9 protein-coding genes are annotated in these 13,565 nt (G+C 69.3%); 5 read left to right on the top strand and 4 right to left on the bottom strand.

Annotated elements, in window-relative coordinates; translation table 11 throughout:
- Positions 1-2: 2 nt before the first annotated feature.
- Both ACIQV3_RS17725 and ACIQV3_RS17720 read right to left on the bottom strand, forming a co-directional pair.
- On the bottom strand, positions 3-785 hold the full coding sequence (locus ACIQV3_RS17725) for an MIP/aquaporin family protein (RefSeq protein ID WP_383954500.1): 783 nt from the start codon (positions 783-785) through the stop codon (positions 3-5).
- A 330-nt stretch (positions 786-1,115) separates the two neighbouring features.
- Positions 1,116-1,883: an IclR family transcriptional regulator gene (locus ACIQV3_RS17720; protein ID WP_403713307.1), complete on the bottom strand. Its 768-nt coding sequence runs from the start codon at positions 1,881-1,883 to the stop codon at positions 1,116-1,118.
- A 275-nt stretch (positions 1,884-2,158) separates the two neighbouring features.
- Between ACIQV3_RS17720 and metH the strand changes: the two genes are divergently transcribed.
- The 4 genes from metH to ACIQV3_RS17700 all read left to right on the top strand — a co-directional run bounded on the left by metH (position 2,159) and on the right by ACIQV3_RS17700 (position 10,320).
- Positions 2,159-5,668: a methionine synthase gene (gene metH, locus ACIQV3_RS17715; RefSeq protein WP_403713306.1), complete on the top strand. Its 3,510-nt coding sequence runs from the start codon at positions 2,159-2,161 to the stop codon at positions 5,666-5,668.
- A gap of 187 nt (positions 5,669-5,855) precedes the next feature.
- The gene (locus tag ACIQV3_RS17710) at positions 5,856-6,557 is read left to right on the top strand and encodes an HAD family hydrolase (RefSeq protein WP_403713305.1); all 702 of its coding nucleotides are present in this window, start codon (positions 5,856-5,858) and stop codon (positions 6,555-6,557) included.
- A 480-nt stretch (positions 6,558-7,037) separates the two neighbouring features.
- A complete protein-coding gene (locus ACIQV3_RS17705) occupies positions 7,038-8,642 on the top strand; it encodes an ABC transporter substrate-binding protein (RefSeq protein WP_403713304.1) in 1,605 nt (534 codons plus the stop codon).
- A gap of 94 nt (positions 8,643-8,736) precedes the next feature.
- Positions 8,737-10,320 carry an ABC transporter substrate-binding protein gene (locus tag ACIQV3_RS17700; RefSeq protein ID WP_403713303.1) on the top strand — a complete coding sequence of 528 codons (1,584 nt, stop codon included), beginning with the start codon at positions 8,737-8,739 and terminating at the stop codon, positions 10,318-10,320.
- Positions 10,321-10,418: 98 nt separating this feature from the next.
- On the opposite strand, the gene ACIQV3_RS17695 is transcribed toward ACIQV3_RS17700, so the two are convergent.
- A complete protein-coding gene (locus ACIQV3_RS17695; protein ID WP_403713302.1) occupies positions 10,419-11,093 on the bottom strand; it encodes a response regulator in 675 nt (224 codons plus the stop codon).
- Between the two features lie 100 nt (positions 11,094-11,193).
- Positions 11,194-12,228 (bottom strand): PD-(D/E)XK nuclease family protein, encoded by a 1,035-nt coding sequence (locus tag ACIQV3_RS17690; protein ID WP_403713301.1) that lies wholly within the window; start codon positions 12,226-12,228, stop codon positions 11,194-11,196.
- Positions 12,229-12,257: 29 nt separating this feature from the next.
- Here ACIQV3_RS17690 and ACIQV3_RS17685 point away from each other — a divergent pair, with 29 nt between their 5' ends.
- Positions 12,258-13,565, top strand: a complete 1,308-nt coding sequence (locus tag ACIQV3_RS17685; RefSeq protein ID WP_403713300.1) for a site-2 protease family protein — start codon at positions 12,258-12,260, stop codon at positions 13,563-13,565.

Raw genomic sequence — 13,565 nt, 5'->3', positions numbered from 1 at the left:
GATCAGGCGAACGCGATGTTGTACAGACCGCCGGCGAGAGCGGCGCCCGCGAGGGGGCCGAGGACCGGGATCCAGGAGTAGCTCCAGTCCGAGCCGCCCTTGTTGGGCAGGGGCAGCAGGGAGTGGACGATGCGCGGGCCGAGGTCGCGCACCGGGTTGATGGCGTAGCCGGTCGGACCGCCGAGGGAGAGGCCGATGCCGACCACGACCAGCGAGGTGATCAGGACGCCGATGACGCCGAGGCCCTTGCCGTCGTCCTGCAGGCCCTGGGTCAGGATGGCCAGGACCAGGACGGCGGTGCCGATGATCTCGGTCGTCAGGTTCTGGACGACGTTGCGGATCTCGGGGCCCGTGGCGAAGATCCCGAGCACCGGGCCGGCCACGTCGTGCGGGTGCGGGTCCTCGGGGCCGAGCTTGGCGTCACGGATGTGCTCCGGGTCGGCCAGGTGCGCCCGGAACTGGCCGTAGTAGGCGAGCCACATCAGAACCGCGCCGATCATGGCGCCGAGCAGCTGGCCGGCGAAGTAGACCGGTACGTCGCCCCAGGCGCCGTCCTTGATCGCTATGCCGACGGTGACCGCCGGGTTGAGGTGCGCACCGGAGAGCGGCGCGGAGACGTAGGCGGCGATCAGGACGGCGAAACCCCAGCCGAAGGTGATCGCGAGCCAGCCGGCGCCCCGCGCCTTGGAGCTCTTGAGCGTCAGAGCGGCGCACACGCCGCCACCGAGCAGGGTGAGCAGGGCGGTACCGATGGTCTCGCCGATGAAGATGTCGGAGCTGGACACCCGCGACTCCTTTGTCGTTCAGGGGTGGTCGGCCACCGGGTCCCTCCGGCGTCCGACGCACTCGGTGAGTGCTGCACCGGTCCTTGGCCTTGCCACACCCTAACGCGTATTGCCGGTAGGTGTTCGGCAATGCCGACCGATGAACGGCAGTTTTCCGCCTAGGTGAAGCGGGCGTCAAGGGTTGACCAGGCCAAGGGGCCGGATCGTTACCCGCAGGTGGGATCGAACAAATTAGGCCATTGGGCGATCATCAAACGCCAAAAACCACCCAAATGCCACTTGGGCGTGGCCTTTGGGTGGTTCGGGCACAGCAATGGGGTCACGCCAAGGTCAGAACCGGCCCGCCCCCAGATCGCGCGAAACCGCCCGCGCGCAGTCCCGTACGGACGCCACCAGGGAGGCCCGCGGCTCCCGGGCCTCCCCGCAGACCCGCTCCACCGCGCCCGCTACGGCCACCGCGCCGACCGGCATCCTGCGCCGGTCGTGGATGGGCGCCGCGATCGAGGCGATCCCGTCCCAGGTCTCCTCGACGTCGTCCGCCCAGCCCCGGGCCCGGATCAGACCCAGCACCTCCTCGAAGGCGGCGCCGTCGGTGACCGTGCGGGGGGTGAACGCCTCCCGCTCCACCTCCAGGACCTGCGTGTGCGCCACCGGGTCGTACGCGGACAGCACCTTGCCCAGGGCCGTGGAGTGCAACGGCTGCATGGCGCCCACCTCCAGCACCTGACGGCTGTCGTCGGGCCGGAACACGTGGTGCATGATCAGCACCCCGCTCTTGTGCAGCACCCCCACGTACACGCTCTCCCCGCTCGCGCGGGCCAGGTCGTCCGTCCACACCAGCGCGCGCGCCCGCAGCTCGTGGACGTCCAGATAGCTGTTGCCCAGGCGCAGCAGCTCCGCGCCGAGCTGGTAGCGGCCCGAGGCCGCGTCCTGCTCCACGAAGCCCTCGGCCTGCAGCGTGCGCAGGATCCCGTGCGCCGTTCCCTTGGCCAGGCCCAGGGAAGAGGCCACGTCCGAGAGCCCCAGCCGGCGCTCGCCGCCCGCCAGGAGCCGCAGCATCGCAGCGGCTCGTTCGAGCGACTGGATGTTCCGTGCCATCGCGCAGCCTCCTGCTGACGTAGTTCGACAATGCTGAACACTATCGGTCGATGCCGACTTCGCGCATGACGAGGCCGACACCCCCGGGGGCGAGTCGTCCAGCGCGTCGTCCAAGAGGGACCGGCCGAAAGCCGCCGCCCCCCGGGCACAGAATGCAGTCCGCCACGTGGGACGGCCTCACCGGGGCCGGGCGTCCCCCGTTACCCTGGCCGCGTGCACCCTTGACACAGAGGGGGTGCAAAGCCGACAGCCGTCGCATCCCAGGGAGCTCAACCATGGCCTCGTTGCCGAACCCGCCCGCTGACACCCAGACCCGGGCCGATGCCCTCCGCCAGGCACTGGCGACCCGCGTGGTCGTCGCCGACGGAGCCATGGGAACCATGCTCCAGGCCCAGGACCCCACCCTGGACGACTTCGAACAGCTCGAAGGCTGCAACGAGGTCCTCAACGTCACCCGCCCCGACATCGTGGCCAACGTGCACCGCGAGTACTTCGAGGCCGGCGTCGACTGCGTCGAGACCAACACCTTCGGCACCAACTACGCCGCCCTCGCCGAGTACGACATCGCCGACCGCAACCACGAGCTGTCGCTCGCCGGCGCCCGGATCGCCCGCGAGATCGCCGACGAGTTCACCGCCTCCACCGGACAGCAGCGCTGGGTCCTCGGCTCCATGGGCCCCGGCACCAAGCTGCCCACCCTCGGCCACATCGACTACGGAACCATCCGCGACGCCTACCAGATCAACGCCGAAGGCCTGATCACCGGCGGCGCCGACGCGCTCCTCGTCGAGACCACCCAGGACCTCCTGCAGACCAAGTCCTCCATCGTCGGCGCCCGCCGCGCCATGGAGGCCCTCGGCGTCTCCGTCCCGCTGATCTGCTCCGTGACCGTGGAAACCACCGGCACGATGCTCCTCGGCTCGGAGATCGGCGCCGCGCTGACCGCGCTGGAGCCCCTGGGCATCGACATGATCGGCCTGAACTGCGCCACCGGCCCCGCCGAGATGAGCGAGCACCTGCGCTACCTCGCGCGCAACTCCCGCATCCCGCTCTCCTGCATGCCCAACGCGGGCCTGCCGGTCCTCGGCAAGAACGGCGCCCACTACCCGCTGTCCGCGAGCGAGCTCGCCGACGCCCAGGAGACCTTCGTCCGCGAGTACGGCCTCTCCCTGATCGGCGGCTGCTGCGGCACCACCCCCGAACACCTGCGCCAGGTCGTGGAACGGGTCCGCGGCCTGAACCCGGCCGTCCGCGACCCCCGCCCCGAGCCCGGCGCCTCCTCGCTCTACCAGACCGTGCCCTTCCGCCAGGACATCTCCTACATGGCGATCGGCGAGCGCACCAACGCCAACGGGTCCAAGAAGTTCCGCGAGGCCATGCTCGAAGCCCGCTGGGACGACTGCGTGGAGATGGTCCGCGACCAGATCCGCGAAGGCGCGCACATGCTCGACCTGTGCGTGGACTACGTCGGCCGCGACGGCGTCGCCGACATGAAGGAGCTCGCCGGACGCTTCGCGACCGCCTCCACCCTGCCCATCGTCCTGGACTCCACCGAGGTCCCCGTCCTCCGGGCCGGCCTGGAGAAGCTCGGCGGCCGCGCCGTCATCAACTCCGTGAACTACGAGGACGGCGACGGCCCCGAGTCCCGCTTCGCGAAGGTCACCCGCCTCGCCCAGGAACACGGCGCCGCGCTGATCGCGCTGACCATCGACGAGGAGGGCCAGGCCCGCACCGTCGAGCACAAGGTCGCCATCGCCCAGCGCCTCATCGAGGACCTCACCGGGAACTGGGGCATCCTCGAGTCGGACATCCTCATCGACACCCTGACCTTCACCATCTGCACCGGCCAGGAAGAGTCTCGCAAGGACGGCATCGCCACGATCGAATCGATCCGCGAGCTCAAGCGCCGCCACCCCGACGTCCAGACCACGCTCGGCCTCTCCAACATCTCCTTCGGCCTCAACCCGGCCGCCCGCGTCCTGCTGAACTCCGTCTTCCTCGACGAGTGCGTCAAGGCCGGCCTCGACTCCGCGATCGTGCACGCCTCCAAGATCCTGCCGATCGCCCGGTTCGACGAGGAACAGGTCACCACCGCCCTCGACCTGATCTACGACCGGCGCGCCGAGGGCTACGACCCGCTGCAGAAGCTGATGGCCCTCTTCGAAGGCGTCAACACCAAGTCCATGAAGGCCGGCCGCGCCGAGGAACTCCTCGCCCTGCCGCTCGACGAACGCCTCCAGCGCCGCATCATCGACGGCGAGAAGAACGGCCTGGACGCCGACCTCGACGAGGCCCTCCAGACCCGCCCCGCCCTCGACATCGTCAACGACACCCTCCTGGAGGGCATGAAGGTCGTCGGCGAACTCTTCGGCTCCGGCCAGATGCAGCTCCCCTTCGTGCTCCAGTCCGCCGAGGTCATGAAGACCGCCGTGGCCCACCTGGAACCGCACATGGAGAAGAGCGACGACGAGGGCAAGGGCACCATCGTCCTGGCCACCGTCCGCGGCGACGTCCACGACATCGGCAAGAACCTCGTCGACATCATCCTGACCAACAACGGCTACAACGTCGTCAACATCGGCATCAAGCAGCCGGTCTCCGCGATCCTCGAAGCCGCGCAGGAGCACAGGGCCGACGTCATCGGGATGTCCGGCCTGCTGGTCAAATCCACGGTGATCATGAAGGAGAACCTGGAGGAGCTCAACCAGCGCAAGCTGGCGGCCGACTACCCGGTCATCCTCGGCGGCGCCGCCCTCACCCGCGCCTACGTCGAACAGGACCTCCACGAGATCTACGAGGGCGAAGTCCGCTACGCCCGCGACGCCTTCGAGGGCCTGCGCCTGATGGACGCCCTCATCGCCGTCAAGCGCGGAGTCCCGGGAGCGAGCCTTCCCGAGCTGAAGCAGCGCCGCGTCGCCAAGCGCGACACCCCCCTGGCGGTGGAGGAGACCGAAGAGCCCGGCGGCCGCTCCGACACCTCCACCGACAACCCCGTCCCCACCCCGCCGTTCTGGGGCACCCGCGTCGTCAAGGGCATCCCGCTCAAGGACTACGCCTCCTGGCTCGACGAAGGCGCCCTCTTCAAGGGCCAGTGGGGCCTCAAGCAGGCCCGCGCCGGCGGCGCCACCTACGAGGAGCTCGTCGAGAGCGAGGGCCGCCCGCGCCTGCGCGGCCTCCTCGACAAACTGCACACCGAGAACCTCCTCGAAGCCGCGGTCGTCTACGGCTACTTCCCCTGCGTCTCCAAGGGCGAGGACCTGATCATCCTCGACGACGCCGGCAACGAGCGGACCCGCTTCACCTTCCCCCGCCAGCGCCGCGGCCGCCGCCTGTGCCTCGCCGACTTCTTCCGCCCCGAGGAATCCGGCGAGATCGACGTCGTCGGCCTCCAGGTCGTCACCGTCGGCTCCAAGATCGGCGAAGCCACCGCCAAACTGTTCGAGTCCGACTCCTACCGCGACTACCTGGAGCTCCACGGCCTCTCCGTCCAGCTCGCCGAGGCCATGGCCGAGTACTGGCACGCCCGCGTCCGCGCCGAGCTCGGCTTCGGCGGCGAGGACCCCGCCAAGGTCGAGGACATGTTCGACCTGAAGTACCGCGGCGCCCGCTTCTCCCTCGGCTACGGCGCCTGCCCCGACCTGGAGGACCGCGCCAAGATCGCCGACCTCCTCCAGCCGGAGCGCATCGGCGTCCACCTCTCGGAGGAGTTCCAGCTCCACCCCGAGCAGTCCACCGACGCCATCCTCATCCACCACCCCCAAGCGAAGTACTTCAACGCCCGCTGAACCGCACTCCGGGGCCCGCCGACAAGCACCCCCGCGCACGCAGCGGCGTAATACCACGCACATCGAGACGGACCGGCGTACACTAGTCGGTCCCATACAGGCCGGTCACCTGTTCCCCCGGGCACGCCCCCCGGAGGCGAGGTGACCGGCCTTCTCGTCCCCAACGGACCCCCGGAAAGGTGCGCGCATGACGAGCACAGTCCCCGCCCCCGTCGCCCGTACGGCCGACGGACACGCCCTGCAGGCGGTGCTGCTCGACATGGACGGCACCCTCGTCGACACCGAGGGATTCTGGTGGGAGATCGAAGTCGGCGTCTTCGGCGAACTCGGCCACCGCCTCGACGAATCCTGGCGGGACATCGTCGTCGGCGGCCCCATGACCCGCAGCGGCGGCTTCCTCATCGAAGCCACCGGCGCCGACATCGGCCTCGCCGAACTCACCGTCCTGCTCAACGAGCGCTTCGAAGCCCGCATCGCCGACCGCGTCCCCCTCATGCCCGGCGCCGAACGCCTCCTCGGCGAACTCGCCCGGCACAACGTCCCCACCGCCCTGGTCTCCGCCTCCCACCGGCGCGTCATCGACCAGGTCCTGCTCACCCTCGGCCGCGACCGCTTCACCATGACCGTCGCCGGAGACGAGGTCCCGCGCACCAAGCCGCACCCCGACCCCTACCTCCTCGCCGCCAGCGCCCTCGGCGCCCACCCCTCCCGCTGCGCCGTCATCGAGGACACCGCCACCGGCGTCGCCGCCGCCGAAGCCGCCGGATGCAGGGTCGTCGCCATCCCCTCCGTGGGCCTGATCGCACCCGCCCCCGGCCGCACCGTCGTCCGCTCCCTCGAAGACGTCGACCTGCCCTTCCTGCGCTCCCTCATCACTCCGCTGAACTGACCGCGCACGCTCCGTACCGGACGATCCACCCCAGGACCAACGTCCAGCGGGCGGATCTCCCGCGCACTTCCCCGGAGGCCGAAATTCCATCCCTACCGGGGGAGTTGTCCCGGGTGACCTTTGTCACCCGCAAAGACCCCTTCGCACCACTGCGCGCCCTCCCGCACCACCCCTTGTGTCCCCATTGATCAGCACCTGACCGAATCTGCGCACGCCCCCGCGCACACCCCCGGTCAGCTCCCGCGACGGAGCGACAACACCCCCGCGCCACACCGTTCAAGCCACCCCTCCGCAGGCCACTAATGTCGATCCGGGCACTGCGCCGCACCTCAGCCGTCCCGGACACACACCCCTGTATCCGGAACCGCGTGGACCGATCGTCACACCACCGGCCCGATCGTTCCGCCCAGAACGGGCGACCGCCGCGATGCCCTCCACGCCAGCTTTGAACAAGTGCCGGGTCGAGGGAGTACTACCAGCATGAACCGCAAGACCATGGCGCTGACGGCAGCCGCCGGACTGCTCACCCCCGCGCTGACCGCCTGCGGCAGCACCAGCGGCGCAGGAGCGGGATCCGGAACGATCGTCGTCGGCACCACCGACCGGTTCGAGGCAGCCGAATACGCCCCCGCCCCGCTCGACCCCGCCTACGCCTACGACGCCGGCGCCTGGAACATCCTCCGCCAGACCGTCCAGACGCTCATGCACACCCCGCGCGGCGGCGGCAGCCCCGTCCCCGAAGCAGCCGACGACTGCCGCTTCACCGACACCGGCAACGAGAGCTACCGCTGCGTCCTGCGCACCGGCCTCACCTTCGCCGACGGCAGCCCCCTCACCGCACAGGACGTCAAGTTCTCCATCGAACGCGTCCTCGCCATCAAGGACGAGAACGGCCCCTCCTCGCTGCTCTCCACCATCGACACCGTCGAGACCAAGGGCACCGACACCGTCGTCTTCCACCTCAAGACCGCCGACGCCACCTTCCCGCAGAAGCTCTCCACCCCCGCCGCGGGCATCGTCAGCGCCAAGAAGTACGACGCCAAAAAGCTCCGCACCGGCTTCACCGTCGACGGCTCCGGCCCCTACACGATGAAGGCCGAAGTCAAGGACAACCGCCTCGTCCGCGCCGTCTTCAGCAAGAACCCGCACTACCGAGGCGACATCAAGCTCCAGAACGACAAGGCCGAACTGCGCACCTTCGACGACTCCGAAGCCATGGGCAAGGCACTGGAGAACGGCGCCGTCCACATGGTCTCCCGCACCCTGTCGCCCGCGCAGATCACCGAACTCTCCGCCAAGCCCCCCAAGGGCATCAAGCTCGTCCCCATGCCCGGCCTGGAGATCCGCTACCTCGGCTTCAACACCGACGCCCCCACCGTCAAGGACAAGGCCGTACGCCAGGCCCTCGCCGCAGCCGTCGACCGCAACGCCCTCATCACCAAGGTCTACGGCAAGTCCGCGCAGCCCCTGTACTCACTGGTCCCCACCACCGTGACCGGCCACGTCAACTCCTTCTTCAACAAGTACGGCGAAGCCAACACCACCAAGGCCGCCGACCTGCTGAAGGCCGCCGGGATCAAAACCCCGGTCAAGCTCACCCTCAACTACACCAACGACCACTACGGCGACGGCACCGCGGCCGAGTTCGAAGCCCTCAAGTCCCAGCTGAACTCCACCCGGCTCTTCGACATCACCGTCCAGGGCACCGACTGGGCCGCCTTCCGCCCCGCACAGAAGAAGGGCGAATACGCCGCCTACGGGCTCGGCTGGTTCCCCGACTACCCCGACGCCGACAACTTCCTCGCCCCCTTCCTGGAGCAGGACAACTTCCTGGGCACGCCGTACGCCAACACCACGGTGCGCACCAAGCTCATCCCCGAATCGCGCCGCGCCGTCGACCGCGGCGTCGCCGGCCCCGCGATCACGGAGATGCAGGACATCGTCGCCGAGGACGTACCCGTCCTGCCCCTGTGGCAGGGCAAGCAGTACGTCGCCGCACGCGACGGGATCACCGGAGTGGAATGGTCGGTCAACGCAATCTCCGACCTCCAGCTGTGGGAACTCGGCCGCGGCGTCAGCGGCTGACACCCCGGCATCAAGCCCTCGGCACCAGGTCCTGGTGCCGGCCCTCCCCGGCACCAGAACCAGACGAGCCAGTAAGACTGAGAAGGATGTTCGCGTGAAGACACGGAACCAGTGGTTGGTCGCCCCCCTCGGAGCGGCCACCGCCGCGGCGCTGCTGAGCGGTTGCGGTGCGACGGACGGCTCCAACGCCGGCGGCGGCGGCAAGGGCGTCGTCATGGGCATATCCGACAAGGTGAAGGCCACCGACCCCGCCTCGGGCTACGACCCCGGCTCCTGGCTGCTCTTCAACAACGTCTTCCAGTCCCTGCTCAGCTTCCCCAAGGGCGGCACCAACCCCGAACCCGACGCGGCCCAGTCCTGCGGCTTCGAGGGCACCGAGAGCAGGACCTACGTGTGCACCCTGCGCGGCGGCCTGAAGTTCAGCAACGGCAACCGCCTCACCGCCAAGGACGTCAAGTACTCCTTCGAGCGCACCCTCAAGATCAACGACGAGAACGGCCCCGCCGTCATGCTCGCGTCGATCGGCACCATCGACACCCCCGACGAGAAGACCGTCGTCTTCCACCTCAAGGCCCCCGACGCGACCTTCCCCAGCAAGATCGCATCCGGCGCCGGCTCCATCGTCGACCACACCGAGTACCCGGCCGACAAACTCCGCACCGACGGCAAGGCCTTCGGCTCCGGCGTCTACAAGCTGGACTCCATCAACGACAAGAGCGCCTCCTTCTCCGTCAACGACAGCTACAGCGGCAAGGCCAAGCCGAAGAACAGCGGCGTCACCATGAAGTTCTTCAACGAGGACCAGGCCGCCCTCAAGAAGGTCCTCGAAAGCGGAGACGTCGACTTCGCCTTCCGCGGCCTCGCCGCCAAGGACATCGCCGGCCTCGCCTCCCAGACCGGCGACCAGAAGGTCGAAGTCGTCCAGGGCGCCGGCGCCGAAGTCGAACACCTCGTCTTCAACACGGCCGACCCCGTCGCCGGGAAGCTCCCCGTCCGCAAGGCCATCGCCTACCTCGTCGACCGCGAAGCCCTCGTCCGCGAGGTCTACGACGGCACCGCCACCCCGCTCTACTCCATCGTCCCGGCTGGCATCGCCTCCCACACCACCGCCTTCTTCGACCGCTACGGCGGCACCCCCCAGCCCGAGAAGGCCAAGGCCGTCCTCCGCGCGGCCGGCATCAAGGACAAGGTCAAGATCACCCTGTACTCGACGCCCAGCCGCTACGGCCCCTCGACGGACCAGGAATTCCAGCTCATCGCCAAGCAGCTCAACACCAGCGGCCTCTTCCAGGCCGACGTCAAGTCCGTCGAGTTCGAGCAGTACGAGAAGGACATCCAGGCCGGCAAGTACGGCGTCTACGTCAAGGGCTGGGTCCCCGACTACCCCGACGCCGACAACTTCACGCAGCCCTTCTTCGGCCCCGACAACGTGCTGCACAACAACTACGACAACAAGGAGATCACCGGGACCATCATCCCGTCGACCTCCGCCAAGGCCGACCGCTCCTCCGCCAGCGGCGACTACGCCCGGCTCCAGGACATCGTCGCCGACGAGATCCCCCTGCTCCCGCTCTGGCAGAGCAAGCAGTACGCCGTCACCCGCCAGAACGTGACCGGCCTGCAGTGGTCCCTGGACGCCTCCACCGTCTTCCGCTTCTGGGAGATCAGCAAGGGCTGAGCCACCCCGCCACGGCCACGGGCCCGCCTCCGCGCGAAGCGGAAGCGGGCCCGTGCCCGTACCTGCGAAACAGCGAACCGCGCCGCCCACCGACCTGCCTACTGGCCGGCCCCCGGACGCACCAGACCGCTCTCGTACGCGTACACCGCCGCCTGCACCCGGTCGCGCAGACCCAGCTTCGTCAGCACGTGACCCACGTGCGTCTTCACCGTCGTCTCGCTCACGAACAGATCGGCCGCGATCTCCGCGTTCGACAACCCCCGGGCCACCAGCTTCAGCACCTCGACCTCACGCTCCGTCAACGAAGCGATCATGTCCGGAACCGTGTCCTCACCCGACGGCAGATGCCCCGCGTACTTGTCCAGCAACCGCCGCGTGATGCTCGGCGCCAGCATCGCCTCGCCACCCGCCACCACCCGGATCGCCTGCACCAGCTCCGCCGCCGGCGCATCCTTCAGCAAGAACCCGCTGGCCCCCGCCCGCAGCGCCTCCACCACGTACTCGTCCAGATCGAACGTCGTCAGCACCAGCACCTTCGCCGGACCGTCCCGGCCCGGACCCGTGATCTGCCGCGTCGCCTCCACCCCGTCCATCCGCGGCATCCGGATGTCCATCAGCACCACATCGGGCTGCAACGCCCGCACCTGGTCCAGCGCCTGCAGACCGTCCCCGGCCTCACCGACCACCGCCAAGTCCTGCTCGGCCTCCAGGATCATCCGGAAACCGGTACGCAGCAGGGGCTGATCGTCGACCAGCAGCACGCGGATCGCCACGGGGTCCACCTCGTATTCGTAGGGCTCATCGGATCATCGGGCCAGCGGGTTCATTCGGACACCACCAGGGAACCCGGCCCATTCTGCCCTGACACCAAGATCAGGATTCGCCCCGCCCGGCGGACGGCAGCGCCAGCGGATAGACCGGGGGAGTACCACCGAACTCCGGACACACCGCCTGATGATCACACCAGCCGCACAGCTTCGACTGCCGAGGCCGCCAGTCACCCGTCTCCGTCGCCTCCCGGATCGCCTCCCACAGCGCCAGCAGCTTGCGCTCCATCCGCTCCAGATCCTCGATCACCGGGTCGTACGTCACCACGTCCCCACTGCCCAGATACACCAGCTGCAGCCGCCGCGGCACCACCCGCTTCAGCCGCCACACCACCAGCGCGTAGAACTTCATCTGGAACAGCGCACCCTCGGCGTACTCCGGCCGCGGCGCCTTCCCCGTCTTGTAATCGACGATCCGCACCTCACCCGTCGGCGCCACGTCCACCCGGTCGATGATCCCGCGCAGCCGGAGCCCCGACTCCAGCTCCGTCTCCACGAAGAACTCCCGCTCCACCGGCTCCAGCCGCGTCGGGTCCTCCAACGTGAACCACCGGTCCACCAACGCCTCGGCCTCGCCCAGCCAGCGCTCCAGCCCCGCCCCCTCGTCACCCCCCGGGAACAGCTCCGACAACTCCGGCTTCGACTCCAGCAGCCGGTCCCACTGCCCGGGAATCAGCGCCTTCGCCCGCGGCGCCGTCCGCTCCGGCGCCGGATGATCGAAGAGCCGCTCCAGCACCGCGTGCACCAGCGTCCCCCGCGTCGCCGCCGCACTCGGCTTCTCCGGCAACTTGTCGATCACCCGGAACCGGTACAGCAACGGACACCGCATGAAATCGCTCGCCCGAGAAGGCGACAGCGAAGAAGGCGCCACGGCCACCGCCTGCGCGGGCACGGCGCCGGAACAGGGCACCGCACCGGAACCGGGCACCGCACCGGGCACCGCGCCGGAACCGGGCACCGCACCGGGCACGGAACCGGGCACGGATCCGGGCACGGAACCGCTCACTGCATCGTCCGGACCGCTGCCGGGGCTCGTCGTCATGGACAAAACCCTACGACCCGCCACCGACAGCACGCGCATACCATCGACGCCGACCCCCCTCGCACTGCATGATCGGAGCATCACACCGCGCAACGCCGCACCCCGACACCACGGGAAAAAGACACCCGAACCACCGGCGCACCACCGCACCGGACAGCAGCGAACGAAGGACAACCGTGGCAGACACCGACGAAACCGGCGAGCGCGCGGGCCGGCGCTCAGGACCGGGCGGCGGACTCCTCATGGGCCGCCCCTTCGGCGTGCCCGTCTACGTCTCGCCCAGCTGGTTCCTCGTCGCCGCCCTCATCACCTGGGTCTTCGGCGACCAGCTCGACCGGATCCTGCCCGACCTCGGCACCCTGCGCTACCTCGTGGCCCTCTTCTTCGCCGTCGCCTTCTACGCCTCGGTCCTCGTCCACGAACTCGCCCACACCGTCGCCGCGCTCCGCTTCAAACTCCCCGTCCGCCGCATCCAGCTCCAGTTCTTCGGCGGCGTCTCCGAAATCGAGAAGGAATCCGAAACCCCCGGCCGCGAATTCGTCCTCGCCTTCGTCGGCCCCCTCCTCTCCCTCCTCCTCGCCGGCGCCTTCTACCTCGGCATGAAAACCGTCGAACCCGCCAGCGTCCCCGGCGTCCTCCTCGCCGGCCTCATGATCTCCAACCTCCTCGTCGCCGCCTTCAACCTCCTCCCCGGCCTCCCCCTCGACGGCGGCCGCATGCTCCGCGCCGTCATCTGGGGCATCACCGGCAAACCCATGACCGGCACCATCGCCGCCGCCTGGGCCGGACGCGCCCTCGCCGTCGCCGTCCTCCTCGGCCTGCCCCTCCTGAACTCCACCGGGACCCTCGGCAACCCCACCGACGACATCGGCGGCATGGACACCGTCATGGACGCCCTCCTCGCCGCGATCCTCGCCGGCATCATCTGGACCGGCGCCGGCAACAGCCTCCGCGTCGCCCGCCTGCGCGAACACCTCCCGGAACTCCACGCCCGCAAACTCACCCGCCGCGCCATCCCCGTCGAGAACGCCACCCCCCTCTCCGAAGCCCTCCGCCGCGCCAACGAAGCCGGCGCCCGCGCCCTCGTCGTCGTCGACGGACTCGGAGACCCCACCGGCATCGTCCGCGAAAGCGCCATCGCCTCCGTCCCCGAACACCGCCGCCCCTGGGTCGCCGCCGGCACCCTCGCCCAAGACCTCACCGACGGCATGAAGGTTTCAGCGGACCTCGGCGGCGAAGAACTCCTCGACCACCTCCGCGCCACCCCCGCCACCGAATACCTCGTCCTGCAACCCGACGGCGCCATCTATGGCGTCCTGTCCACCCTCGACGTGGAAAAGGCCTTCGTGAAGGCCATGGCGCGGCCCCAGTCCTGA

Origin of the sequence: Streptomyces sp. NPDC099050, assembly GCF_044759865.1 — a bacterium.
Taxonomy (GTDB): domain Bacteria; phylum Actinomycetota; class Actinomycetes; order Streptomycetales; family Streptomycetaceae; genus Streptomyces.
This window is presented reverse-complemented; position numbering and strand designations above follow the sequence as displayed.